The sequence below is a fragment of the Bradyrhizobium sp. SK17 genome, from assembly GCF_002831585.1.
Taxonomy (GTDB): domain Bacteria; phylum Pseudomonadota; class Alphaproteobacteria; order Rhizobiales; family Xanthobacteraceae; genus Bradyrhizobium.
In genome coordinates this window covers 443,536-467,484 of the sequence record NZ_CP025113.1, presented here as the reverse complement: position 1 = coordinate 467,484, position 23,949 = coordinate 443,536, and the positions used below count along the sequence as shown (strand labels likewise).

24 protein-coding genes and 1 pseudogene are annotated in these 23,949 nt (G+C 64.2%); 21 read left to right on the top strand and 4 right to left on the bottom strand.

Annotation, left to right across the window (positions count from 1 at the left end; translation table 11 throughout):
* The first annotated feature begins 226 nt into the window (after window positions 1-226).
* The 18 genes and pseudogenes from urtA (at window position 227) to CWS35_RS02095 (ending at window position 16,678) form a co-directional block, all read left to right on the top strand.
* Complete coding sequence (gene urtA, locus CWS35_RS02180; protein WP_024581866.1) at window positions 227-1,555, top strand: urea ABC transporter substrate-binding protein; 1,329 nt, start codon at window positions 227-229, stop codon at window positions 1,553-1,555.
* 117 nt (window positions 1,556-1,672) lie between these two features.
* The gene (urtB, locus tag CWS35_RS02175; RefSeq protein WP_100955955.1) at window positions 1,673-3,268 is read left to right on the top strand and encodes an urea ABC transporter permease subunit UrtB; all 1,596 of its coding nucleotides are present in this window, start codon (window positions 1,673-1,675) and stop codon (window positions 3,266-3,268) included.
* Window positions 3,265-4,434: an urea ABC transporter permease subunit UrtC gene (gene urtC, locus CWS35_RS02170; protein WP_100950525.1), complete on the top strand. Its 1,170-nt coding sequence runs from the start codon at window positions 3,265-3,267 to the stop codon at window positions 4,432-4,434. The genes urtB and urtC overlap by 4 nt, the downstream gene beginning before the upstream one ends.
* A 4-nt stretch (window positions 4,435-4,438) precedes the next feature.
* Window positions 4,439-5,200: an urea ABC transporter ATP-binding protein UrtD gene (gene urtD, locus CWS35_RS02165; RefSeq protein WP_024581869.1), complete on the top strand. Its 762-nt coding sequence runs from the start codon at window positions 4,439-4,441 to the stop codon at window positions 5,198-5,200.
* Between the two features lie 3 nt (window positions 5,201-5,203).
* Window positions 5,204-5,898: pseudogene (gene urtE / locus CWS35_RS02160) on the top strand (urea ABC transporter ATP-binding subunit UrtE).
* A gap of 48 nt (window positions 5,899-5,946) precedes the next feature.
* The gene (locus CWS35_RS02155) at window positions 5,947-6,783 is read left to right on the top strand and encodes an urease accessory protein UreD (RefSeq protein WP_100950523.1); all 837 of its coding nucleotides are present in this window, start codon (window positions 5,947-5,949) and stop codon (window positions 6,781-6,783) included.
* Window positions 6,784-6,811: 28 nt separating this feature from the next.
* Window positions 6,812-7,114, top strand: a complete 303-nt coding sequence (locus tag CWS35_RS02150; RefSeq protein ID WP_021076833.1) for an urease subunit gamma — start codon at window positions 6,812-6,814, stop codon at window positions 7,112-7,114.
* A gap of 9 nt (window positions 7,115-7,123) precedes the next feature.
* Window positions 7,124-7,429 carry an urease subunit beta gene (locus CWS35_RS02145; protein WP_024581872.1) on the top strand — a complete coding sequence of 102 codons (306 nt, stop codon included), beginning with the start codon at window positions 7,124-7,126 and terminating at the stop codon, window positions 7,427-7,429.
* Window positions 7,430-7,529: 100 nt separating this feature from the next.
* Complete coding sequence (locus CWS35_RS02140; RefSeq protein ID WP_245438840.1) at window positions 7,530-8,015, top strand: endonuclease domain-containing protein; 486 nt, start codon at window positions 7,530-7,532, stop codon at window positions 8,013-8,015.
* A 161-nt stretch (window positions 8,016-8,176) separates the two neighbouring features.
* Entirely contained in the window at window positions 8,177-8,731 is a 555-nt protein-coding gene (locus CWS35_RS02135; protein WP_100950521.1) for an HD domain-containing protein, read from the top strand.
* A 1-nt stretch (window position 8,732) separates the two neighbouring features.
* Window positions 8,733-10,448 carry an urease subunit alpha gene (gene ureC / locus CWS35_RS02130; protein WP_100950519.1) on the top strand — a complete coding sequence of 572 codons (1,716 nt, stop codon included), beginning with the start codon at window positions 8,733-8,735 and terminating at the stop codon, window positions 10,446-10,448.
* Window positions 10,449-10,556: 108 nt separating this feature from the next.
* Entirely contained in the window at window positions 10,557-10,856 is a 300-nt protein-coding gene (locus tag CWS35_RS02125) for a putative quinol monooxygenase (RefSeq protein WP_024581875.1), read from the top strand.
* Window positions 10,857-10,883: 27 nt separating this feature from the next.
* Window positions 10,884-11,183 (top strand): putative quinol monooxygenase, encoded by a 300-nt coding sequence (locus CWS35_RS02120; protein WP_024581876.1) that lies wholly within the window; start codon window positions 10,884-10,886, stop codon window positions 11,181-11,183.
* Between the two features lie 7 nt (window positions 11,184-11,190).
* Window positions 11,191-11,793, top strand: a complete 603-nt coding sequence (locus tag CWS35_RS02115) for an urease accessory protein UreE (RefSeq protein ID WP_024581877.1) — start codon at window positions 11,191-11,193, stop codon at window positions 11,791-11,793.
* Complete coding sequence (locus CWS35_RS02110; protein WP_100950517.1) at window positions 11,774-12,511, top strand: urease accessory protein UreF; 738 nt, start codon at window positions 11,774-11,776, stop codon at window positions 12,509-12,511. Before CWS35_RS02115 ends, CWS35_RS02110 begins: the two co-directional genes overlap by 20 nt.
* Window positions 12,512-12,667: 156 nt before the next feature.
* Complete coding sequence (ureG, locus tag CWS35_RS02105; RefSeq protein WP_024581879.1) at window positions 12,668-13,315, top strand: urease accessory protein UreG; 648 nt, start codon at window positions 12,668-12,670, stop codon at window positions 13,313-13,315.
* Window positions 13,316-13,811: 496 nt separating this feature from the next.
* Window positions 13,812-15,473 carry an HWE histidine kinase domain-containing protein gene (locus CWS35_RS02100; protein WP_024581880.1) on the top strand — a complete coding sequence of 554 codons (1,662 nt, stop codon included), beginning with the start codon at window positions 13,812-13,814 and terminating at the stop codon, window positions 15,471-15,473.
* A gap of 170 nt (window positions 15,474-15,643) precedes the next feature.
* Window positions 15,644-16,678: a cytochrome-c peroxidase gene (locus CWS35_RS02095; RefSeq protein ID WP_100955953.1), complete on the top strand. Its 1,035-nt coding sequence runs from the start codon at window positions 15,644-15,646 to the stop codon at window positions 16,676-16,678.
* Window positions 16,679-16,748: 70 nt separating this feature from the next.
* Here CWS35_RS02095 and CWS35_RS39405 read toward each other — a convergent pair whose 3' ends face one another.
* Window positions 16,749-16,910: a hypothetical protein gene (locus tag CWS35_RS39405; RefSeq protein ID WP_168226255.1), complete on the bottom strand. Its 162-nt coding sequence runs from the start codon at window positions 16,908-16,910 to the stop codon at window positions 16,749-16,751.
* A 308-nt stretch (window positions 16,911-17,218) separates the two neighbouring features.
* On the opposite strand from CWS35_RS39405, the gene CWS35_RS02090 reads away from it, so the two are divergent.
* Window positions 17,219-18,202 (top strand): hypothetical protein, encoded by a 984-nt coding sequence (locus tag CWS35_RS02090; protein ID WP_100955951.1) that lies wholly within the window; start codon window positions 17,219-17,221, stop codon window positions 18,200-18,202.
* Window positions 18,203-18,223: 21 nt separating this feature from the next.
* Here CWS35_RS02090 and CWS35_RS02085 read toward each other — a convergent pair whose 3' ends face one another.
* Window positions 18,224-18,589: a methylamine utilization protein gene (locus CWS35_RS02085; protein WP_024581883.1), complete on the bottom strand. Its 366-nt coding sequence runs from the start codon at window positions 18,587-18,589 to the stop codon at window positions 18,224-18,226.
* Between the two features lie 218 nt (window positions 18,590-18,807).
* On the opposite strand from CWS35_RS02085, the gene CWS35_RS02080 reads away from it, so the two are divergent.
* Window positions 18,808-21,720, top strand: a complete 2,913-nt coding sequence (locus CWS35_RS02080) for an EAL domain-containing protein (protein ID WP_024581884.1) — start codon at window positions 18,808-18,810, stop codon at window positions 21,718-21,720.
* 273 nt (window positions 21,721-21,993) lie between these two features.
* Here the strand turns inward: CWS35_RS02080 and CWS35_RS02070 are convergent, their stop codons facing one another.
* Together CWS35_RS02070 and CWS35_RS02065 are read right to left on the bottom strand one after the other, a co-directional pair.
* The gene (locus CWS35_RS02070) at window positions 21,994-22,542 is read right to left on the bottom strand and encodes a sigma-70 family RNA polymerase sigma factor (RefSeq protein WP_024581885.1); all 549 of its coding nucleotides are present in this window, start codon (window positions 22,540-22,542) and stop codon (window positions 21,994-21,996) included.
* On the bottom strand, window positions 22,526-22,744 hold the full coding sequence (locus tag CWS35_RS02065; RefSeq protein ID WP_100950513.1) for a NepR family anti-sigma factor: 219 nt from the start codon (window positions 22,742-22,744) through the stop codon (window positions 22,526-22,528). Before CWS35_RS02065 ends, CWS35_RS02070 begins: the two co-directional genes overlap by 17 nt.
* Window positions 22,745-23,010: 266 nt before the next feature.
* On the opposite strand from CWS35_RS02065, the gene CWS35_RS02060 reads away from it, so the two are divergent.
* Window positions 23,011-23,823, top strand: a complete 813-nt coding sequence (locus CWS35_RS02060) for a response regulator (RefSeq protein ID WP_024581886.1) — start codon at window positions 23,011-23,013, stop codon at window positions 23,821-23,823.
* Window positions 23,824-23,949: the final 126 nt, after the last annotated feature.

Here is a 23,949-nt window from a genome sequence, read left to right as displayed (position 1 = left end):
ATTTTGCTCATAAATTAATCTGACTGCTCTTTCGGCGGTCAAGCAAGCGGCCCAATGATTGGGCAGTCGCGTTCCGTATTTGCCCGGAACCCTTGAAATTATCCTGCTGGTTCATCGGCTTACGGTGCCCACGCACCGTGGCACAGTTCTTGCGATTCCCTTAACCGCAGGCGGCCATGCGGCCGTTTCGCAAGCGTTCACGCCTGCGTCAGGGAGACGACATTTCATGCTTACTCAGCTTACTCACGGAATAGCGACGTTGACCCGCCGCCGCGCGCTCGCGGCGACGGCCGGCCTGGTTTTAGGTCTGGCTGCGTCCTCGTCCTTCGCGCCCGCGCAAGCGGCCGACGACACCATCAAGGTTGGTATCCTTCACTCGCTGTCGGGCACCATGGCGATCAGCGAAACCACCCTGAAAGACACCATCCTTTTCCTGATCGACGAGCAGAACAAGAAGGGCGGCGTGCTCGGCAAGAAGCTCGAGCCGGTCGTGGTCGACCCCGCATCGAACTGGCCGCTGTTCGCCGAAAAGGCCCGCGAGCTGATCACCAAGGACAAGGTTGCTGTGGTGTTCGGCTGCTGGACCTCGGTGTCGCGCAAGTCCGTGCTCCCGGTGTTCAAGGAGCTGAACAACATCCTGTTCTATCCGGTGCAGTATGAGGGCGAGGAGTCCGAGCGCAACGTGTTCTACACGGGTGCGGCGCCGAACCAGCAGGCGATCCCCGCGGTCGACTATCTGATGAAGGAAGAAAAGGTGAAGCGCTGGGTGCTGGCCGGCACCGACTACGTCTATCCGCGCACCACCAACAAGATCCTGGAAGCCTATCTGAAGTCGAAGGGCGTCGCCCAGGACGACATCATGATCAACTACACGCCGTTCGGTCACTCCGACTGGCAGACGATCGTCGCCGACATCAAGAAGTTCGGCTCGGCCGGCAAGAAGACCGCGGTGGTCTCGACCATCAACGGCGACGCCAACGTTCCGTTCTACAAGGAGCTCGGCAACCAGGGCATCAAGGCGACCGACATCCCGGTGGTTGCGTTCTCGGTCGGCGAAGAAGAGCTCGCCGGCATCGACACCAAGCCGCTGGTCGGCCATCTCGCCGCCTGGAACTACTTCGAGTCGATCAAGACCCCTGCGAACGAGAAGTTCATCAAGGAGTGGCAGGCCTACACCAAGAACCCGAAGCGCGTGACCAACGATCCGATGGAGGCGCACTACATCGGCTTCAACATGTGGGTGAAGGCGGTCGAGAAGGCGAAGTCGACCGATCCGGACAAGGTGATCGACGCTCTTCCGGGCATCGAGACGCCGAACCTGACCGGCGGCGTGGCCAAGATGCTGCCGAACCACCACATCACCAAGCCGGTGTTCATCGGCGAGATCAAGGGCAACGGCCAGTTCGACGTGGTCTGGAAGACCCCGGGCCTGGTGGCCGGCGACGCCTGGTCGAAGGAGCTCGAGGGCTCCAAGGACCTGATCGGCGATTGGGTCGGCAAGAAGTGCGGCAACTACAACACCAAGACCAACAAGTGCGGCGGCCAGGGCTCCTAACAAGGCGCGCCTGACCTCAACAACGACACAACACAACCTTCCGACACCGGAGAAGGCGGCATTGATCGCCGCCTTCTCCTCCACTCCTGCCGGGGTCCTGACGTGTTTGCCATTTGCATTGATCGCTTTCGTACGCTGTTTCTCTCGATCCTGCTGCTGAGCTGCCTTGTCGTGCCGGCGCTGGCTGGCCCGTTCGAGGATTCAGTCGCCAAATTCGCCAATGACGAGTTCTCCGACACCGAGGCCGCGATCGGCGAAGTCGCTGCATCGGGCAACGCGCTGGCTCCGCGCATCATCGGCGCGCTGCAGGACGGCCGGCTGTCGGCCGATCCGGACAGCAAGAAGGTCTTCATCACGCAGACCGACGGCAAGATCATCGACGCCGCCACTGGCGCGGCCGTCGACAAGCTGCCGGACAATGCCGCCGCCGTGCGCCTCAACAACCGCTTGCGCCGCACCGTGGAAGCCGCGCTCGGCGGCCTGACGCTGCTGTCGTCAGATCCGGCCAAGCGGCTCGCCGCGGCACAGTCGGTGTTCAAGAGCCACGAGGAAAACCTGCTGCCGACGGTGGAAAGCGCGCTCGCCAAGGAGAGCGTCAAGTCGATCAAGCAGGCCTTCGCCGAGGCGCGCGCCGCCATCATCCTGTTCAAGTCGGATGCATCCGACAGCGACAAGCTCGATGCGGTTGCCGTGATCAAGGCGCGCGGCGACCAGGAAGCGCTGGCGCTGCTCACCGGGCTCGGCGACCAGCCGCCGCTGGTGGCCAAAGCAGCCGCAAGTGCGGTGTCCTCGATCCAGAGCAATCTTGCGATGTGGTCGATGGTGCAGAACGCCTGGTACGGCCTGTCGCTCGGTTCGGTGCTGCTGCTGGCCGCGATCGGTCTTGCCATCACCTTCGGCGTGATGGGCGTCATCAACATGGCGCATGGCGAGATGGTGATGCTCGGGGCCTACACCACCTTCGTGGTGCAGGAGGTGATCCGCACCCGCTATCCCGCACTGTTCGACTATTCGCTCTTGATCGCGGTGCCGCTCGCCTTCGTGGTCGCGGGCGCCATCGGCGTCGTGATCGAGCGCACCATCATCCGCTTCCTCTACGGCCGTCCGCTGGAGACGCTGCTCGCGACCTGGGGCCTGTCGCTGGTGTTGCAGCAGGCGGTCCGCACCGCATTCGGCCCGACCAACCGCGAGGTCGGCAACCCCTCCTGGATGAGCGGCGCCTTCGAGCTCGGCCAGATCACCATCACCTATAACCGGCTCTGGATCCTCTGCTTCACGCTCGCGGTGTTCGCCATCCTGCTCGCGATGCTGCGCTACACCGCGCTCGGCCTCGAGATGCGCGCGGTGACCCAGAACCGCCGCATGGCGGCCTCGATGGGCATCGCCACCTCGCGGGTCGACGCGCTGACCTTCGGCCTCGGCTCGGGGATCGCCGGCATCGCCGGCGTCGCGCTGTCGCAGATCGACAATGTCAGCCCGAATCTCGGCCAGAGCTACATCATCGATAGCTTCATGGTCGTGGTGTTCGGCGGTGTCGGAAATCTCTGGGGCACCCTGGTCGGCGCCTTCACGCTCGGGATCGCCAACAAGTTCCTCGAGCCGGTGGCAGGTGCGGTGCTCGGCAAGATCGCGATCCTGGTGCTGATCATCCTGTTCATCCAGAAACGGCCGCGCGGCCTGTTCGCGCTCAAGGGCCGGGCGGTGGAAGCATGACGCCGCACATCCTCACCCGTTCGCTCGACCGTGCCGCGACCGCGTTCGTGCTGATCGTCGCCGCGCTCGGCGTACTGATCCCGCTGTCGAACCTGCTGCTGCCGCAGGGCTCGATGTTCCAGGTGCCGACCTATCTGGTGGCGCTGTGGGGCAAATATGTCTGCTACGCCATCCTCGCGCTCTCGATCGATCTGATCTGGGGTTATTGCGGCATCCTCTCGCTCGGCCACGGCGCGTTCTTCGCGCTCGGCGGCTACGCGATGGGCATGTACCTGATGCGGCAGATCGGCAGCCGCGGCGTCTACGGCAACCCGATCCTGCCCGACTTCATGGTGTTCCTGAACTGGGACAGGCTGCCCTGGTACTGGTACGGCTTCGACAAATTCGCCTTCGCGGCGCTGATGGTGCTGCTGGTGCCGGGCGTGCTCGCCTTCTGCTTCGGTTGGCTCGCCTTCCGCTCGCGCGTCACCGGCGTCTATCTGTCGATCATCACGCAGGCGATGACCTACGCGCTGCTGCTGGCGTTCTTCCGCAATGATTTCGGCTTCGGCGGCAACAACGGCCTGACCGACTTCAAGGACATCCTCGGCTTCAACGTGCAGGCCGAAGGCACCCGTGCCGCGCTGTTCCTGCTGAGCTGCCTGGCGCTGATCATCGCGTTCCTGATCTGCCGCGCGATCGTGACCTCGAAGCTCGGCAAGGTTCTGATCGCGGTGCGCGACGCCGAAAGCCGCACCCGCTTCCTCGGCTATCGCGTCGAGTCCTACAAGCTGTTCGTGTTCACGCTGTCGGCCTGCATGGCCGGCGTCGCCGGCGCGCTCTATGTGCCGCAGGTCGGCATCATCAATCCAAGCGAATTCGCGCCGGGCAATTCGATCGAGGCGGTGATCTGGGTCGCGGTCGGCGGCCGCGGCACGCTGATCGGCGCCGCGCTCGGCGCCGTCGTCGTCAACTACGCCAAGACGTTCTTCACCTCGGGGCCGCTCGCCCCGTATTGGCTGTTCATGCTCGGCGCGCTGTTCATCCTGGTGACGCTGCTCTTGCCGAAGGGCATCGTCGGCACCTTCAACAGCTGGTGGGAGACGTCGAAGGCGAGGAACGGCTCTCCCGACGCTGACAGCGCTGCGCGCGAAGACGGCGTCGGCGCACCGAACCCGGCGGAGTAGGCGGATGAACGTGATGGATACCCGCGCCACCTCGGCGATGCTCTATCTCGACGGCGTGCACGTCTCGTTCGACGGCTTCCATGCCATCAACAATCTGTCGCTGACGCTGGCGCCTGGCGAGATGCGCGCCATCATCGGCCCGAACGGCGCCGGCAAGACCACGATGATGGACATCATCACCGGCAAGACCAAGCCGGACGAGGGCACCGTGCTGTTCGATGGCACCGTCGACCTGACCCGCCTCGACGAGACCCGGATCGCCGAGCTCGGCATTGGCCGCAAGTTCCAGAAGCCGACGGTGTTCGAGAGCCAGACCGTGCAGGACAATCTCCTGCTCGCGCTCAACGTCGATCATTCGGTGCGCGGCACGTTGTTCTGGCGCGGCAGCAGGGCCGAGTCCGAGCGGATCGACAAGGTGCTGGAGACCATCCGCCTGACCGATGCGCGCAACCGCCTCGCCGGCAGCCTGTCGCATGGTCAGAAGCAGTGGCTCGAGATCGGCATGCTGCTGGCCCAGGATCCCAAGGTACTGCTGGTCGACGAGCCGGTTGCCGGGATGACCGACGTCGAGACCCATCTGACCGCGGAGCTGCTGAAGGAGATCAACAAGAATCACACCATCATGGTGGTCGAGCATGACATGACCTTCGTGCGCGAACTTGGCGTCAAGGTGACTTGCCTGCATGAGGGCTCGGTGCTCGCCGAAGGCTCGATCGACCAGGTGTCGTCGAACGAGCGGGTGGTCGAAGTGTATCTGGGGCGCTAGGCGATGCTGAAGATCGACAATATCAACCTCTATTACGGCGCGGCGCAGGCGCTGCGCGGCGTCTCGCTCACCGCCGAGCCCGGCAAGGTGACCTGCGTGCTCGGCCGCAACGGCGTCGGCAAGACCTCGCTCTTGCGCGCCATGGTCGGGCAGTATCCGATCGCGTCCGGCGCGATCAATTTCGACGGCAAGGACATCACCGCGCTGAAGCCCTATGAGCGGGCGCGGCGCGGCATCGGCTTCGTGCCGCAGGGCCGCGAGATTTTCCCGCTGCTGACGGTGGAAGAGAATTTGAAGACCGGCTTCGGCCCTTGAAGCGAGAAGACCGCAACATCCCCGATGACGTGTTTTCGCTTTTCCCGGTGCTGGAGACCATGCTCGGCCGCCGCGGCGGCGACCTCTCCGGCGGCCAGCAGCAGCAGCTCGCGATCGGTCGCGCGCTGGTGATGCGGCCGAAACTGCTGCTGCTCGACGAGCCGACCGAGGGCATCCAGCCCTCGATCATCAAGGATATCGGCCGCGCCATCTCCTATCTGCGCAACCTCGGCAACATCGCCATCGTGCTGGTCGAACAATATCTCGACTTTGCCTGTGAACTCGGCGACAGTTTTGCCGTGATGGACCGGGGCGCGGTGAAATATGCCTGCGATCGCGCAAGCCTCGATCCCGCCGAGATCAGCCGCCAGATGGCGCTGTGAAGACAATGTGACGCCGCCTTTCATGGCGCGCGAGGGAGCGTCGGGGGAATGCGGAGCGGGATCGCAGGCGCGGCAGCGGCGACGTTTGCGGCCAACCGTGCCCAGGGCGCAGTCCGGTTCGGCGTTCACCGCAAGGACGGCGCCACCCGACGCGGCGATCTTCACGAGTCAGGTTCGCTGCGCGTCCGCTTCCCGTCGCCCGAGGATGACGGGCTATCGGCCATGTTCGTCAATACCGCTGGCGGCATTGCCGGCGGTGACCGCTTCGATGTTGCGATCACGGCCGGCGAGGGCACCCGCCTGACACTGACCACGGCGGCGGCCGAAAAAGTCTACCGCGCGCCGGGCGCGGCGGCGCGGCTCGATATCTCCCTCAAGGCCGCCGACGGCGCGCATCTCTCCTGGCTGCCGCAGGAGACCATCCTGTTCGACCGCGCCCGCATTGTCAGGAGCATCGACATCGACCTCGCCGAGGCTGCTTCGCTCCTGCTCTGCGAGATCGTGGTGTTCGGCCGCGCCGCGATGGGCGAGACCATGCGGTATGGCGAGTTCGTCGACCGTTGGCGGATGCGGCGTGGCGGCCGGCTGGTGTTTGCCGAGACCGTCAGGCTCGACGGCGAGATCGGCGAGAAGCTGGCACGGCCCGCGATTGCCAATGGCGGCTGTGCGATCGGCACCGCGCTGATCGTGCCGGGCGACGAGGCTCTGGTCGAACGCATCCGTGAGGCGTCGAACAGCCTCAGTGGCGAGGTCGGCATCTCGGCCTGGAATGGCTTTGCAATGGCGCGCTTCTGTGCCCAAGATGCGGCCCGGCTGCGCGCCGACATGATGGCGGTGCTCGGCCGCGCCTCCGCCGTGCCGCTGCCGCGGCTATGGCTCAACTGATCCTTATCAACGCTTTCAGAGTGCTCGCATGAATTTGTCTCCCCGCGAAAAGGACAAGCTCTTGGTTTCGATGGCGGCCATGGTGGCGCGCCGACGGCTCGAGCGCGGCGTCAAGCTGAACCATCCGGAAGCGATCGCGCTGATCACCGATTTCATCGTCGAGGGCGCCCGCGACGGGCGCACCGTCGCCGAGCTGATGCAGGCCGGCGCCAAGGTCCTGACCCGCGACCAGGTGATGACCGGCATCCCCGAGATGATCCACGACATCCAGGTCGAGGCGACATTCCCCGACGGCACCAAGCTCGTCACCGTGCACGAGCCGATCCGATAGGAGCGCGACATGATTCCCGGCGAACTCTTCATCAAGGACGGCGAGATCGAGCTCAATGCCGGCCGCAAGACCGTGACGCTGTCGGTCGCCAACGGCGGCGACCGCCCGATCCAGGTCGGCTCGCACTACCACTTCTTCGAGACCAACCCGGCCTTGAAATTCGACCGCAAGAAGGCCCGCGGCATGCGCCTCGACATCGCCGCCGGCACCGCGGTTCGTTTCGAGCCGGGCCAGACCCGCGACGTCCAGCTCGTCGCGCTCGCCGGCAAGCGCGTGATTTACGGCTTCCGTGCCGAGGTGAAGGGGAAGCTGTGATCACACTTTGACGCAGTGAGACTATCGAAAATGGTCGACGGTGAGATGAGCACTCTAGTCGGGCTCCCTCCCCCCTTGCGGGGAGGGTGGGGAGAGGGGTATGCCGCATACTCAGGTAAGCGACATCCAGCGCGATCGCGCCAAGCAGCTCCGCCGTGCGATGACACGCGCGGAAACCTTGTTGTGGCGTCATCTGAAAGCCGATCGTCTCGCCGGTCTCAACTTTCGCCGTCAGGCGCCGATCGGCAGTTACATCGCCGATTTTGTCGCGCATGCCTGCAAGCTCGTCGTTGAGCTTGACGGCGAGAGCCACGATTTTGAGGAGCGCATCCGGCATGATGAGCGGCGGGATGCGTGGCTCGAGTCGCGCGGCTATCGTGTGCTTCGTTTTACCAACGACGACGTGATGAGGAATCTTGAGGGAGTGGCTCTCAGCATTGCGGAAGCAGCGGAGCAAGCGGCACCCCTCTCCCTAACCCTCCCCCGCAAGGGGGAGGGAACCCTTCCGCCGGTGCGTCCCTTACATCTGATATCAGTGGTGAGGAGAAGCCGTGACGCAAGGTGTGAAGATAACGACGCCAAGTGAGGTGTGCACGCTCGTCAGGCTCCCTCCCCAACGCAACCGGGGTTTACCCCGGTTGCGCATCGTAAATTTGCGCAAGTCGGGCAGGCCCGACTTGCGTCGGGGGAGGGGTGGGGAGAGGGGTAAGCCCCGGGTGCAGAAGGCTGGGGAGGCGCGTTAGCCCGATGCTTCCCGCAATCCGCCTCATCTCCGCAGCCGCCGATCTTGCCGCGCGCCGTCACAACGGGATGGCGCGCAAGGGGCGCGGCAATGAGCCCTACATCAATCATCTCGCCGAGGTCGCGAACCTGCTCGCGGAGGTGACCGACGGCGCTGATGCCGAGCTGGTCGCGGCCGGGTGGCTGCACGACACCATCGAGGACACCGAGACCACGCGCGAAGAGCTCGCAACGAAATTCAGCGGGCGGGTTGCCGATCTCGTGGTCGAGTGTACCGACGACATGAGCCTGCCGAAAGCCGAGCGGCGCCAACGCCAGATCGAGGATGCCCCGCACAAATCCTCCGCCGCAAAGCTGATCAAGATCGCCGACAAGATCAGCAATACCGGCGCGCGGATCGTGCCGCATCCAAGCAAGGACGAGCGCGACGATCTCGCCGATTATGCGGCGTGGGCCGAGAAAGTCATTGTCGGTTGCCGGGGGATCAATCCGCGGCTCGATCGCATTTTCGACGACACCATTGTGCGCGCGCAGGCTGCGCTAGCTGAAACTGGGGGCTGACATGTCCGTGAAGATCAAGCGTTCCGTCTATGCCGACATGTTCGGCCCGACCACCGGCGACAAGGTGCGGCTTGCCGATACCGACCTGATCATCGAGGTCGAGAAGGATCTCACCACCTATGGCGAGGAGGTGAAGTTCGGCGGCGGCAAGGTGATCCGCGACGGCATGGGGCAGTCGCAGGTGACCAACGCGCAAGGCGCGGCCGATACCGTCATCACCAATGCGCTGATCGTCGATCACTGGGGCATCGTGAAGGCCGACGTCGCGATCAAGGAGGGCATGATCGCAGCGATCGGCAAGGCCGGTAATCCGGACATCCAGCCCAACGTCACCATCATCATCGGCCCCGGCACCGACGTGATCGCGGGCGAGGGCAAGATCCTCACCGCCGGCGGCTTCGACAGCCACATCCATTTCATCTGCCCGCAGCAGATCGAGCATGCGCTGATGGCGGGCGTCACCTCGATGCTCGGCGGCGGCACCGGCCCGTCGCACGGCACCTTCGCCACCACCTGCACGCCGGGCCCGTGGCACATGGGGCGGATGATCCAGTCGTTCGATGCCTTCCCGGTCAATCTCGGCATCTCCGGCAAGGGCAACGCCTCGCGTCCGGCGGCGCTGGTCGAGATGATCAAGGGCGGCGCCTGCGCGCTGAAGCTGCACGAGGATTGGGGCACCACGCCATCGGCGATCGACACCTGCCTGTCGGTCGCCGACGACTACGACGTCCAGGTGATGCTGCATTCGGACACGCTGAACGAGTCGGGCTTCGTCGAGGATACGGTGAAGGCGTTCAAGGGCCGCACCATCCATGCCTTCCACACCGAAGGTGCCGGTGGCGGCCACGCGCCTGATATCATCAAGATCGCCGGCTTGAAGAACGTGCTGCCGTCCTCGACCAACCCGACCCGGCCGTTCACCCGCAACACCATCGACGAGCATCTGGACATGCTGATGGTGTGCCACCACCTCGATCCGTCGATCGCCGAAGACCTCGCCTTCGCCGAAAGCCGGATCCGCAAGGAGACCATCGCCGCCGAGGACATCCTGCACGATCTCGGCGCGCTCTCGATGATGTCGTCGGATTCGCAGGCGATGGGCCGGCTCGGCGAAGTCATCATCCGCACCTGGCAGACCGCCGACAAGATGAAGAAGCAGCGCGGCGCGCTGCCGCAGGACAAAGGCAACGACAACGACAATTTCCGCGTCAAGCGCTACATCGCCAAATACACCATCAATCCAGCGATCTCGCATGGCGTGTCGAAGCTGATCGGCTCGGTCGAGAAGGGCAAGATGGCCGACCTCGTGCTGTGGTCGCCGGCCTTCTTCGGCGTCAAGCCGGACTGCATCATCAAGGGCGGCTCGATCGTGGCGGCGCCGATGGGCGATCCCAACGCCTCGATCCCGACGCCGCAGCCGGTGCATTACCAGCCGATGTTCGCCGCCTTCGGCAAGTCGCTCACCGCGTCCTCCGTGGTGTTCACCTCGAAGGCCGCGGTGACGGGCGGCCTCGCTCGCAAGCTCGGCATCAGCAAAAAGCTCTACGCGGTGCAGAACACCCGCGGCAAGATCTCCAAGAAGAGCATGATCCACAACGATGCGACGCCCGAGATCGAGGTCGATCCCGAGACCTATGAGGTACGCGCAGACGGCGAGCTCCTGACCTGCGCGCCGGCCGAGGTGCTGCCCATGGCACAGCGCTATTTTATGTTCTAAAACCGCTCCCGGTAACCGAGCGTTTTCGAGCGAAGCGGATTTCCGGCTCGCGGAAAGAAAACGCGTCAGAATAAGACTCAAGCCAGAAAAAACCCGGGAGGAATTTCCGTGATTTACGTCGTTGCCACGCTGACCATCAAGCCCGAGACCCGCGCCGAATTCATCGCTGCGGCGACGGCCTGCATCAAGGAAACCCGCAAGGAGCCCGGCAACATCGCCTACGATTTGCACGAGAGCGTCACCGATCACAGCAAGATGGTGTTCGTCGAGCAGTGGGAGAACGCCGAGGCATTGGTGCCGCATCGCACCGCCGAGCACATGAAGACGTTCGGCCGGGTCGCCGTGAAATGCATGGCGGCGCCGCCGAAGATCGAGGTGATCACGCCCGAGAAGGTCGACGTCCGCTAAAACAACAACAAGAATGGGAAAAGCAGCATGATCTACGTGATCGCAACTACGCCGATGAAGCCGGAAAACAAGGACGACTTCATCAAGGGGCACAAGGCTTGCACCGTCGAGACCCGCAAGGAGAAGGGGTGCATCTCCTATGACGGCAATGTCAGCGTCAACGATCCCAACCTCTATGTGGTGGTCGAGCGCTGGGAGACCCGGGAGGACCTCAATGCCCATGGCAAGGCCCCACACATGAAGGTGTGGCGACAATATTCCGCCGACATGAAGACCGGGCCGACGGTGATCGAGATCATCAGCGACGCCAAGGTCGAGAAGCTCTGAGGCATCGATGATCCGCGCAACCAAGGTCCTGGGGCAACATCGCTGGAAAGACGCCGCGGCCGACACCGTCGTGCTCGATTTCGACGACCGGCACCGGCGGCGGATGGCGATGACCGGGACGCGCGGGCTCGAATTCCTGCTCGATCTCGAAAACGCCACGGCGTTGCGCGGCGGCGACGCGCTGGTGCTGGAGGACGGCCGCCTCGTCGAGGTGGTCGCGGCTCCCGAGCCGCTCGTGGAAATCCGCGGCAGCGATCCGCATCATCTGATCCGGGTCGCCTGGCATCTCGGCAACCGTCATCTGCCGACGCAGATCATGCCGAAGGGCCTGCGCATCCGCCGGGATCACGTGATCGAGGCGATGGTGAAGGGGCTCGGCGCCCGGGTCATCGAGATCGAGGCGCCGTTCGATCCCGAGGGCGGCGCCTATGCCGAGCATGCGCATGCCGATGCGCATGCGCATGGTCACACCGGGCATGATCATGCCCATAGCCATGCCCACGATCACGGACATCACCACGATCACGGGCACGACCACCATCATCATGATGAGCATTGCGAGCATGCCCATCATCATCACGATCACTCCCATGCTCATGACCACAAATGAGCCAGATCCCGCCGCGATGCGCGGCGGGATGGCGGAGGGCGAGGCGGCCGCGCTGTACCGGCTGATGACATGGCTGTCGCCGTCGTTTCCGGTCGGGGCGTTCGCCTATTCCAGCGGCATCGAATGGGCGGTCGAGGCCGGCGACATCACTGACGCTGCCTCGCTGCGGGACTGGCTTGCTGCGATGCTGAGCGACGGCAGCGGATTTTGCGACGCCGTGTTTCTCGCACAGAGCTTTCGCGCAGCGACAGAGCAGGATTACGCCGGACTGAAGGAGATTGCCGAACTCGCCGCGGCGTTCGTGCCGTCGCGCGAGCGGCAGCTCGAGACCACGACGCAGGGCCGCGCCTTCATCGAGATCGCCCGCGCGGCCTGGAATTCGCCCGGCCTCGACGCCCTGGTCGCGGCCTGCGAAGGCCCAATCGTCTATCCGGTCGCGGTCGGCATCGTCAGCGCCGCGCATCGCATCCGGCTGGCGCCATCGCTGCACGCCTTCCTGCATGCCGTGGTCTCGAACTGGATTTCCGCCGGTAGCCGGCTGATCCCGCTCGGACAAACCGACAGCCAGCGCGTGCTGGCCGATCTGGAGCCGGTCGTTGCCGCAACCGCTGCGCGGGCCGATGCGGCCTCGCTCGACGATCTCGGCAGCGCAACCTTTCGCGCCGATCTCGCCAGCCTGCGTCACGAAACGCAGTACACGCGGCTGTTCCGGTCATGAGGCGCGAATCTCTCCACCCGTCGTCCCGGCGAAGGCCGGGACCCATAGCCACCGGCCTTCGTGGTTATGCAAGTGTGCGGCCCCAGCTTCGTTCAACAATTCAGTTCGGTGGTAATGGGTCCCGGCCTTCGCCGGGACGACAATGGATGGATTGATATGCCCACTTCTCACGGCCCCCTCCGGGTCGGTATCGGCGGACCGGTCGGCTCCGGCAAGACGGCGCTGATGGACCTGCTCTGCAAGACGATGCGCGAGCGTTATGACATCGCGGCGATCACCAACGACATCTACACCAAATGGGACGCCGAGTTTCTGGTGCGCTCCGGCTCGCTGACCCCGGACCGCATTGCCGGCGTCGAGACCGGCGGCTGCCCGCACACCGCGATCCGCGAGGATGCCTCGATGAACCTCGCCGCGGTCGCCGACATGCGGGCGAAATTCCCCGACCTCGACCTGGTCCTGATCGAATCCGGTGGCGACAATCTGGCGGCGACGTTCTCGCCGGAATTGGCTGACCTCACGATCTACGTCATCGACGTCGCCGCCGGCGACAAGATCCCCTCCAAGGGCGGTCCGGGCATCACGCGATCCGACCTCCTGGTGATCAACAAGATCGACCTGGCGCCCCATGTCGGTGCGTCGCTTGAGAAGATGGACACCGACGCCCGACGGATGCGCGGCGAGCGGCCTTTCGTGATGACCAACCTGAAGAAGAGCGACGGCCTCGACCGGATCATCGGCTTCATCGAGACCAAGGGCGGTCTTCGGCCGCAGGGTGGCGGCAAGGCGGCCAAGGCGAGGTAATCATTGTGGCCGCGAGCCGGTCTTCCAGCGAAGCAAGCGGCACCCCTCTCCCCACCCTCCCCCGCAAGGGGGGAGGGAGCCCTCTCGCCAGTGCTTCCCTCACGCGTGACCAGCCCGCGGAGTTGCGTCGCGCATCGTGAAAGTAAGGTGAGCACGATGGTCAGGCTCCCTCCCCCCTTGCGGGGGAGGGTGGGGAGAGGGGTGTGCCGCGAGCGCTGACGAAAGTGATTTCACGATCTCGATCACCCCGCCGCAAAAAAGCTGCGCAATCGGCGGAACAAATTCCAACTTTGCCGATTAGCAACCTTTGGCGCCGCCAAAGACCGCCGGGTGGCGTCGTCGTTAATGTTGCCGACCGGCTCCTGTTGCGTACCGATGATCGCTATTCCATATTCGTCTGCGGCTGGCGTTTGTCGCATCCGGATTTGTCGCCGCCCCCGCAGAAGCCAGATGCCTTCCGTCCCCTTTCGCCACCCCCTGATTGCCGAGTAAGCGAGTGGTTCGACTGGGCTTCATCGTTGCCTTGATTGCGCTGATCGGCGTCCTGCTGTCCGGTCTTGCCGCCTACCGGGTGCATGATCAGGAGCTCGCGATCGACGGTATCGCGCTGGCGCGGGCGATCGACGTCCATGCCAGCCTGGTGCAGGACCGCCTCACCGAGCGCGAGCTGCTGGCGCGGGTGGCCTCGGGGCTGTTCCGGGCGCCGTCGATGGTCAAGGCCAATATGCTGCAGCCGCTGCGCTCGGCGATCTACGCCTTCAAGACCGATTTCGTCGTCGCCGCCTGGATCGCGCGGCTCAGGCCGAACGAGCTTGCCGCAGCGGAAGCCGAGCTGAAGGCCAATGGCTTCACCAATCCGACGATCCGGGATTTCGACGACCAGGCGCTCGACCTCAAGGCGCTCGACAAGCCGATCAACGTGCTGATGGACGTCGAGCCGCGCAATCCGGAGACCCTGAGCATCCCGGGCCGCGCCTTCGACCGTCACTCGGTGGTCGGCCCGATGCTGGCGAAGGCGATGGCCAACGCCAAGCCGGTGGCCTCGGACCCGGTGCCGCTGCTGCGGTTGAACGGGCCGGTCGGCGTCGTGCTCGCCGCGCCGGTGTTCCAGGAAGGCGCCTCCGAGCCGGCCGGCTTCATCACCTTCTCGTATGAACTGTCGGCGCTGATGCTGACCAACGACGACAGCTCGCTGTTCGCGGTGGCGTTGAAGGATCCGCGCGACTCCAACGACGAGTTCACCGCCAACGAGCAGGGCATCGTCACCTCGCGCGCGGTGCGCCAGGACGGCCCGATGCCGTCGATGGTCCGCACGGTCACGTTCGGAGGCCGCGACTGGTCGCTGGACTACTATGCCAAGAGCAATGCCACGGTGCGTGCGCAGCAGACCGCGACCATCGTCGCGGCGATCGGGCTTGCGCTGACCGGCATCGTCTGCGGCCTGTTCGGTTATGTCGCCTACAACAATCTGCGGCTCAGCCGCGAGATCGAGGTCCGGATCGGGTTCGAGCGCCGGCTGACCGCCGTGATCGACGAGCTCAATCACCGGGTCAAGAACATCCTGGCGGTGATCCAGTCGATCGTGACCCGCACGCTGCGGCACGGCGCCGATATCGACGTCGCCCGCGAGCTGTTGATCGGGCGCATCCACGCGATGTCGAACGTGGTCACGCTGCTCAGCGAGAGCCAGTGGCAGGGCGTGAAGCTGAAGGGCCTGTTCGAATCGCGCTCGATCCCGCATGCCGACCGGATTGCGGTGAACGGGCCCGACATCACCGTCAGCGCCCGCGCCGCGCAATCGCTGTCGCTGCTGTTCTTCGAACTCGCCTCGCACTCCGACGAAGGGCTGTCGTTGGTCGGCAAGCACCCGCACATCGTGGCCAATTGGGAGGTCACGGGCGACGATGCGGACGCGGTGTTCCATTTCCGTTGGGAGGAGTTCAACACCAGCCAGGCGACACGGCGGGCCGACAGCGACTTCGGCCTGATCCTGCTCGACCGCGTCGCGCCCGAGGCGCTGGGCGGCACCGCGAAGCGCTATTTCACCGACGTTTCCTATGTCTACGAGCTGACGGCGCCGATGGACACCGTCGTCGACATGACCGAACGCGACCGCACCGAGCAGTTCTCCGCGCCGGTGCGCCCGGCGAAGAAGTAGCGGCGCGGCCGCTTCAGGTTGTGAGGCGTGGCCGTTGCGCGGATTGCGCGCGAAAGCGTCGACATCATCGATGATCGACGCCCGGCATTCGTAGTTGCACGCAATCGACCGTTAAAACTTCGTTGAACATGCTGCGGCATACACCGAGCAGGATACCGCTTGAGGAACCGATGAGGCTTTGGGTCAGCCTGACCTTGCTCGCGGCAGTTTTGCCGGCCGGGCTGTCACTTGCGCTGACCACGGCGCCAGCGCCGGCGCCCCGCGACCCCGCGACAATCCGCGCCAGCTATCGCCGGCCGGACGTCATTCCGTTCCCGAGCAGCAATCCCTATTCCGAGGCGAAGTCGGCGCTTGGGCAGATGCTGTTCTTCGATCCGCTGCTGTCGCGGTCCAAGACGCGCTCCTGCGCGACCTGCCACAATCCGACCCTGTCATGGGGTGACGGACTTCCGCGTGCCATCGGGGAGGACCCCAAAGGCATGCCGATCCGCTCGCCGACATTGATCGATGTCGCCTTCTTCGAGCCCCTGGGGTGGGACGGCAAGTTCAGGGACCTCGAATCCGTCGCGTTCGGGCCGCTGCTCAGTCCGATGAACCTGAACATGACCGAGGCGGAATTGATCGCGCGCCTCTCGGCGATATCAGGCTATGCCGACGCGTTCACGCATGCGTTCGGGGATGCAGCGATCACGCGTCCGAGGATCGAGCAGTCGCTGGCGACCTTCGAGCGCTCGATCGTGGCCGGCGAGGCGCCGTTCGACCGCTGGATCAAGGGCGACGACAGTGCGATCAGCGCATCGGCCCAGCACGGCTTTGAGCTGTTCAACGGCAAGGCGCGTTGCTCGTCCTGTCACAGCGGCCCATCCTTCTCCGATGGATCATTTCAGGATATCGGCACCGCCAAAGGCAATGACATTGGACGCGGCCGCTTCTTTCCGACCTCGGCAAAGCTGAAATATGCGTTCAAGACCCCGACATTGCGTGACGTCGCGCGCCGTGCGCCCTACATGCACGATGGATCGGTTGCGACGCTGGAAGATGTCATCGATCTCTACAACAGGGGCGGGATCGAACGGCCGAGCCGCTCGCCCGATATCAGGCCCTTGTCTCTGACGGCAGGCGAGAAGAAGGACCTCGTCGCCTTTCTTGAATCGCTGACCGCCACGAACCCGCCGGTGCCCGGGGTGCCCAAGCTGCCGCGCTGACCTCAGCCCGAGGTCTTCAGGACCTTCGAATATGGCCGCTCAGAAACAAAATGGTTGGCAGCGAGCCTGGTCAGGCGAGGTGCGGCAGCGAGGCCCCGAGCAGGCCCAGTCCGGCGATCAGGAAGATGCCGGCGCAGGCCTCGAACAGGTCCGCGCGCAATCGGTACGATCTGGTCGCGTAGGCGAGGGCCGATCCCACCCCGATAGTGACGATACTCAACGCTCCGAACATGATACCGGCCTCCCGATCCGATTTGTCCGGATTGCACTACGACAGTTGAATTGAGCTCCCCTGCCGGAACTAGCTAAAATTGTAAGCAACCGGTTGAAAAGATGTCACGAAGGACGGCACCGGGAACCGGCCCGCCAACATTAACCACGACACAACCAAGAGCTGTCGGGCCGGCACAAAACGCTAAAATTTGATATAAGTTAAACAAGTCCTTAAGTGTGTGGGCGGTCGGTTCGATGTTTAGTGAATGGGCGCGAGGTGCCGGCTCGGCCGTGCGCTCCTTTGTTACCACATGCCTTGCGGCGGTTCTGTTCTGCGTCGTGGCAGCGCGCGATGCCGAGGCGCATGTCAAATGGTTCTGCGCCTACGACGTCGCCGGCCAGCCGCGCGGACTTGAGAATGTCCTTTGCCTCGATTTCGAACTGCTGCTCGGCACCGCCGTGTTCTGGCTGTTTGCGGGCTGCCTGATCGAGCCCACGTCGCTCGGCGAGGCGACGATCCGGGCGCTTGATCGCGTCACCGCGGGACTGCGGCTGTACACCGAGCACATGATGCGCGCCGTTTGCGCGTTCTTCTTCATCTCGATCTGGGCGGTGGGCGGCATCCTGCTGACACCGGAGTTGAAGACGACGTCGCAGTTCGTGGCCACGGTGCAACTTCTCATCGCCGCCGGAATGCTGTCGCGGCGCACGCTGCCGCTGTCGGCGGCGGGGATGGTGATCCTGTTCGGGATCGGTATCCGCGACTACGGCATCTTCCATCTCGCCGACTACCCGATCTTCCTCGGCGTCGCCGCCTATTTCGCCCTCGTCGGGTTGAACAGGGATCTGTTCGGAGTTCGGCCGATCGACGTGATGCGGTACGCCGCGGCGGTGACCTTGATGTGGGCTTCCGTCGAAAAATGGGCCTACCCGGAATGGAGCTTCCCGCTTCTGATCGAGCATGCCTCGATGACCCTCGGCTTCGACAACGAGTTCTACATGCGCGCCGCCGGCATGGTGGAATTCGCACTCGCCTTTGCCTTGATCTGGACGCCGCTGATCCGGCGCTGCGCCGCCGCCGTGCTGACGGGGATGTTCATCAGCGCCTGTTTCGAATTCGGCAAGATCGACACGATCGGACATTCGGCGATCATCGCCGTCCTGCTTGCGATCGTCGCCGACAACAAGGTGCTGCCGCGCGATCGTCGCGCGCCGTGGCTTGCGCCGGTCGCACTCTGCGCCGCGCTGTCGGTGACGCTATTCGTCTACTATTTCGGCCATGCGGCGCTGTTCAAGACCTCGGTCCTGTAGATCCAGCGCCGGCTCGCGGGGCTATTTGGCGACGTGGACCACGAGTTTCATCTTCGGATGAATGCCGCACAACACGGTATAATCGCCGGGTACCGAGAAGGTGACGTCGAACTTGCTGCCCGGCTGCTGGTCGCCCGAGTCGAAGCTGAACGTATCGCTGCTCAAATAAGCGTGATGCAACAGCTCGCCGTCATCGTTAACGAACCGTAAAACCTCGCCCCGCTTGATCGAGATTTCCGCGGGCCTGAATTCGCGATCCTTCTGCGAAATCGCATAGGGGCCCGCGCCCAGAGCCGCCCCGGCCAGCGTGCCGGCGACGACAGCTCCCGCAATTGGCGCGCGGCCGAACTGACCGAGGCGCGCGGCGCGCAACAAGCCTGACTGCATGAAAACTCCGCTTCAACCTCGAACACCCGACACGGCTACCCCAGGGTGCAAAGTTGTGCGTCCCGGATTACCTGTGAGGGTGATTATCGCCAGCTGATCTTAACGATTTTAGCATCAGTTCCAGTCACTACTTAGGCAATTTTGAAAAGACCATCATATTTCGCAGTGCTGCGCCTTTCGCGTGGCTTGAGTATCGAGCACTACGGCGAAGCGCGGGTATGGACAGCCTGGTTAGCAACCTTAGGGTGAAGGGCGAGGAGGCGCTTCGGTTCGCAACCGGCCGTCTGTCGCGCCTTGCCCTGACCAAGGGATCGATCCGCGCCCAGATTCTGATTTTCTGTCTCGCGATGAGCGCCATTGCGGTCGCGCTTGGCGGATACTCCATCCTCGGCATCCGTCACGCCGGCGATCTGGTGGCGAAGACGTTCGACGAATCCCTGATGTCGATCAACTACGCGCGGGCCGCCGGCGCCGACTTTGCCGCGATGCGGGTCGCGTCGATGGAGCGGTTGCTGACGACGGACCCGGAGCTCCGCGCGAGCCTCGACAGCCAGATCGAAAAGCTCGCGAAGACGCTCTCCGAAGACCTGACCATCGCCGCCGATCGGTCGCAGTCCTCGCGGGCGGCACAAGCCGCCGCCAAGGTCCAGGAAGCCGCCGACGCCTGGATGGCGCTGCATCGCCGTGCGGTCGGCTCCGCAATGCAGGGAAGCCCGGCATCCGATCCGCATGCATCCGGCACCTCGGTCGGCGACCTCGATCGCTATTCCAGGATCGTCGGCCAGCAGGTCGAGCTGCTGGTGAACTATACGGCCGGCGACGGTTTCTTGTTCCGGCAGCGCGCGCTCTCGACGATCAAGCGGGATCTGCAACTGAACGTGGCGGGGCTCACCGTCGCGCTGTTCTTGTCGGCGCTGTTTTCATGGTTGCTGGCGCGCCGCATCATCGGGCCCGTCGCCATCGCATCGAGGGCCGCGCGGAGCATCGCCGGCGGCGACCTCGATGCGACGATCCCGAAGGGTGGCACCGACGAGCTCGGCACGCTGCTGACCGCCATGGAAACCATGCGCGACAACATCAGGCGGATGGTCAATCAAGAGGTGTCGCAGCGTCGTTCCGCGCAGGCGCGGCTCTCGGACGCGCTCGAGACGTCGCGTGAGGGTGTCGTATTGCTCGATGCGGACGGCCAGGTCGCTCTCGCCAATTCGCGTGCGAGCGAGTTCATCCACCTTTCGCCGCAGTTGTTGCAGTCGAATCGGTTCGATGCCGCCGACCTGGCGCCGGCCGATCGCGAGGTCGATGGGTTTGCGAGCGAGGCGCAGCTTGCGGACGGACGCTGGCTGCGCGTCAGCCGCAGCGAGACGCAGGAGGGCGGCGTCGTCCTCGTGTACAGCGATATCTCCGCGCTGAAGCAGCAGAAGGCCGAGCTGCACGCGACCAATCTGCGGCTCGACGCGGCGCTCACCCACATGTCGCAGGGCCTGTGTCTCTACAACAGCGAGGCGCGGCTGCAAGTCGCCAATCGCCGGTTCTGCGAGATCTTCGATATTTCGCCGGAACTCGTCGTTCCCGGGATGACCATGGAAGACGTGCTCGACCTCAGCATCGCCGCCGGCAATCATGGCGATCGCACCGTCGCCGACCTGCTGGCAGAGCGTGAGAGATCGCTGGCCCAGCACGAGGGCGGCAACTATTTGCAGCATCTCAACGACGGGCGGATCATCGCCATCGCGCAGCGGCCGACATCCGACGGCGGCTGGCTCGTCACCTGCGAGGACGTCACCGAGCAGCAGCGTGCCGAGTCGCAGATCGCGTTCATGGCCCGGCACGACGCGCTGACAAAATTGCCGAACCGCACCTTGCTCGGCGAGCGGATCGAGCAGGCGGTCGGGCAGGTCGGCCGCGGACTTGGCTTTGCGGTGTTCTGCCTCGACCTCGACAATTTCAAGCAGGTCAACGACACGCTCGGGCATCCGGTCGGCGATGAACTGCTGTGCGCGGTCGCGGACCGGCTCAATGCCTGCGTCCGCGAGGTCGATACCGTCGCGCGTTTGGGCGGCGACGAGTTCGCGGTGATCCAGTGCGGCGTGCAGAGTGCCGAGGATTCCGAACGTCTCGCCCGCCGCATCGTGGAATGCGTCGGGGCGTCCTACGAGCTGAATGGCCATCGCGTCGTGGTCGGATGCAGCGTCGGCATTTCGATGTCGCCGGGCGACGGCACCACCGGCGAGAAGCTGCTGAAGAACGCCGACGTCGCGCTGTACCGCGCCAAGATGGAGGGCCGCGGCACCTGGCGCTTCTTCGAGCCGGCGATGGACGCCAGCCTGCAACGGCGCCGGGCGCTCGAGCTCGACCTGCGCGAGGCGATGGGCAAGGACGAGTTCTCGCTGTACTACCAGCCGCTCTACGACCTGCATCTCGACCGCATCTGCGGCTTCGAGGCGCTGCTGCGCTGGCATCACCCCAAGCGCGGACTGGTGCCGCCGGACCAGTTCATCCCGATCGCGGAAGAGATTGGGCTGATCCGCCCGCTGGGAGAATGGGTGGTCAATCGTGCCTGCGAACAGGCCGCCACCTGGCCGAACGAGATGAAGCTCGCGGTCAACGTCTCCGCGGTACAGTTTCGCGATTCTGACTTCATCGACGTCGTCGTCGGTGCGCTGGCGGCGTCGAAATTGTCGCCGCGCCGGCTCGAGCTCGAGATCACCGAATCGGTGTTTCTCGCCAACAGCAACGAGACGCTGGCGACGCTGCACAAGCTGAAGGCGCTCGGGCTGCGCATCGCGCTGGATGATTTTGGCACCGGCTATTCCTCGCTGAGCTATCTGCGCAGCTTCCCGTTCGACAAGCTCAAGATCGACAAGTCGTTCGTTCGCGACGCGACCGCGACGCATGGATCGAAATCGATCGTCCGCGCCGTCATCAGTCTCGGCAAGAGCCTCGGCATGACCACGATCGCCGAGGGAATCGAGACCATCGAACAGCTGAACCACATGCGCGCGGAAGGCTGCAACGAGGCCCAGGGCTTCCTGCTCAGCCACCCGGTCCCGGTGACCGAAATCGCGGGAAAGATTCTCGAGCTGCGCAACGGCTTCAAGCCTGCCGTCGTCAGGAATGCGATGGCGAGCTAGAGCGTTTTCGAGCGAAGTGGATACCGGTTCGCGTGAAGAAAACGCGTCAACACGAGAACCTAGAGCTCCGTTCCGATTCCATCGGAACGGAAAGGCTCTGGGGCGAGGCCGCCGGCACGCCTGGTGGCGTCAGGACCCAACTCAGTTCGTGAGCCTTCATTCGATCATCCCGCGCGACGGGCTGCTCGCGTCGCGCCGCTCCGGCCCGCCGGACCCCTTGCAAAAGAAAAGGCGGCCCGACCGGGCCGCCTTTCCGTCTCGCGTCGCGTCTGTCTACCCGCCGTTGCCGCCGATCACGGCGCGCACGGTATTGTCGGGGCCGAAATCCTCGGCGCTGTCGACATAGAGCAGCGCCGACAGCTTCGAGCGTGCGCGGTTGACGCGGCTCTTGATGGTGCCGACCGCGCAGCCGCAGATCGCCGCGGCATCCTCGTAGGAGAAGCCGGAGGCACCGACCAGGATCAACGCCTCGCGCTGGTCCTGTGGCAGCTTTTCGAGCGCGGTGCGGAATTCCTCGAACTCCAGATGCGCGGCCTGCGACGGCTGGCTCTTCAGCGTCTTGGCGTAGTTGCCCTCGGCGTCCTCGACCTCACGACGCCGCTTCCGGTAGTCGGAGCGGAACAGGTTGCGCAGGATCGTGAACAGCCACGCGGGCAGGTTCGAGCCGGGCTGGAACGAGTCGATATTGGCGATCGCGCGCAGCAACGTCTCCTGCACCAGATCGTCGGCGCGGTCACCGTTGCCGGACAGCGAGATCGCGAACGCACGCAGGCTAGGGACCGATGCAAGGATATCGTCGCGAAGTTCATTCGTGAGAGGCATTAGTCCCCTCCATTGTTCTTGTCGGTATCGCCCCGGCGACGGCCGCCGCGGCAGCCTCAGGGCCGTCGAGTTTGCGGATCAACTCCGCAAAGCGGTCGGGCACCCCTTGCCGCACCACGTCGTCGTACATGGCGCGAAGCTGGTGGCCGATTCTGGATTGAATCTCGGCGTTCAGACCGCCCTGCTTCTTTACTTCCTTCATGATGTGATCCACGCTTCCCCGGGAGTTAAGTCTCTGATTTTCAAGATATTTCCTCGAAAAGAGAGGCTGGCCGCGTTGCCTCGTCGGTCAGGAGCTAATGCGAAGTTGCCGATAAAGTTCCGGAACACTGGAACTATTTCGTGGAACTTTTTCGGCTTTCGCGCGTAATCGGGCATGCAGGGGAACCGGGGTCGCTCAGATTGGTACGCCGCCCCGAGACGAAAGGTTTCAGGCTGCAAGGCCTCACGAACAAGGATGGAGTGGGAATGTCCCGATCGCAGATCGTTGCCGAACACCTTCCGCTGTTGCGCCGCTACGCACGCGCACTGACCGGAAACCAGGCGTCAGGGGACGCCTATGTCGGGGCCATGCTCGAGGCCTTGTTGCAGGATGGATCGCTGCTCGACCAGACGCACGGCCCGCGCGCCGGCCTGTTTCGGCTGTTCACCCAGATATGGAATTCGGTGGCGGTGAACAACAACGACAATGAGGAGGTGGCGACGCTGTCGCTGCCGCCGGAGCGCCGACTCTCCAACATCACGCCGCTGCCGCGGCAGGCCTTTCTGCTGTTGTCGCTGGAAGGTTTCTCGGAGGAGGAGGTCGGCTATATTCTCGGCACCGACATTGCCGAGACGCGCAAGTTGACCGACGCCGCCGGCCGCGAGATGGCCGCGGAGATCGCCACCGATGTCCTGATCATCGAGGACGAGACCTTCATCGCGATGGACCTCGAGAGCCTGGTGAAGAATCTCGGCCATAACGTCATCGGCGTTGCGCGCACGCATTCCGATGCGGTCGCGCTTGCCAAGAACAAGAAGCCCGGCCTGATCCTCGCCGACATCCAGCTCGCCGACGGCTCGTCGGGACTCGATGCGGTGAACGAGTTGCTGCGCACCTTCGAGGTGCCGGTGGTGTTCATCACCGCCTATCCGGAGCGCTTCCTGACCGGCGAGCGGCCGGAGCCGGCGTTCCTGATCTCCAAGCCGTTCCAGCCGGCGATGGTGTCGGCGGTGGCGAGCCAGGCGCTGTTCTTCCAGCGCAACTCGCGCAACCGCACGCCGCGCGCGGCGTCGGCATGACGACCTGATTTGATCTAGGCTGGAAACTCGAACCGGCGTACCCGCAAGGTACGCCGGTTTTTCATGAGCCATGATCTTGCTATGGGCGGTGCAACAGCCACGGCGCGGCGAGGAACCGGCATTGTC

Coding starts and splice junctions, on each gene's coding strand:
- CWS35_RS02135 (WP_100950521.1), top strand. CDS start 8,177: ATGCTTCCCGCAATCCGCCTCATCTCCGCAGCCGCCGATCTTGCCGCG.
- urtA (WP_024581866.1), top strand. CDS start 227: ATGCTTACTCAGCTTACTCACGGAATAGCGACGTTGACCCGCCGCCGC.
- ureG (WP_024581879.1), top strand. CDS start 12,668: ATGCCCACTTCTCACGGCCCCCTCCGGGTCGGTATCGGCGGACCGGTC.
- CWS35_RS02115 (WP_024581877.1), top strand. CDS start 11,191: ATGATCCGCGCAACCAAGGTCCTGGGGCAACATCGCTGGAAAGACGCC.
- CWS35_RS02065 (WP_100950513.1), bottom strand. CDS start 22,744: ATGAAGGAAGTAAAGAAGCAGGGCGGTCTGAACGCCGAGATTCAATCC.
- CWS35_RS02145 (WP_024581872.1), top strand. CDS start 7,124: ATGATTCCCGGCGAACTCTTCATCAAGGACGGCGAGATCGAGCTCAAT.
- CWS35_RS02095 (WP_100955953.1), top strand. CDS start 15,644: ATGAGGCTTTGGGTCAGCCTGACCTTGCTCGCGGCAGTTTTGCCGGCC.
- CWS35_RS02110 (WP_100950517.1), top strand. CDS start 11,774: ATGCTCATGACCACAAATGAGCCAGATCCCGCCGCGATGCGCGGCGGG.
- CWS35_RS02120 (WP_024581876.1), top strand. CDS start 10,884: ATGATCTACGTGATCGCAACTACGCCGATGAAGCCGGAAAACAAGGAC.
- CWS35_RS02085 (WP_024581883.1), bottom strand. CDS start 18,589: ATGCAGTCAGGCTTGTTGCGCGCCGCGCGCCTCGGTCAGTTCGGCCGC.
- CWS35_RS39405 (WP_168226255.1), bottom strand. CDS start 16,910: ATGTTCGGAGCGTTGAGTATCGTCACTATCGGGGTGGGATCGGCCCTC.
- CWS35_RS02060 (WP_024581886.1), top strand. CDS start 23,011: ATGTCCCGATCGCAGATCGTTGCCGAACACCTTCCGCTGTTGCGCCGC.
- CWS35_RS02080 (WP_024581884.1), top strand. CDS start 18,808: ATGGACAGCCTGGTTAGCAACCTTAGGGTGAAGGGCGAGGAGGCGCTT.
- CWS35_RS02140 (WP_245438840.1), top strand. CDS start 7,530: ATGCCGCATACTCAGGTAAGCGACATCCAGCGCGATCGCGCCAAGCAG.
- CWS35_RS02150 (WP_021076833.1), top strand. CDS start 6,812: ATGAATTTGTCTCCCCGCGAAAAGGACAAGCTCTTGGTTTCGATGGCG.
- CWS35_RS02155 (WP_100950523.1), top strand. CDS start 5,947: ATGCGGAGCGGGATCGCAGGCGCGGCAGCGGCGACGTTTGCGGCCAAC.
- urtD (WP_024581869.1), top strand. CDS start 4,439: ATGAACGTGATGGATACCCGCGCCACCTCGGCGATGCTCTATCTCGAC.
- CWS35_RS02070 (WP_024581885.1), bottom strand. CDS start 22,542: ATGCCTCTCACGAATGAACTTCGCGACGATATCCTTGCATCGGTCCCT.
- ureC (WP_100950519.1), top strand. CDS start 8,733: ATGTCCGTGAAGATCAAGCGTTCCGTCTATGCCGACATGTTCGGCCCG.
- urtC (WP_100950525.1), top strand. CDS start 3,265: ATGACGCCGCACATCCTCACCCGTTCGCTCGACCGTGCCGCGACCGCG.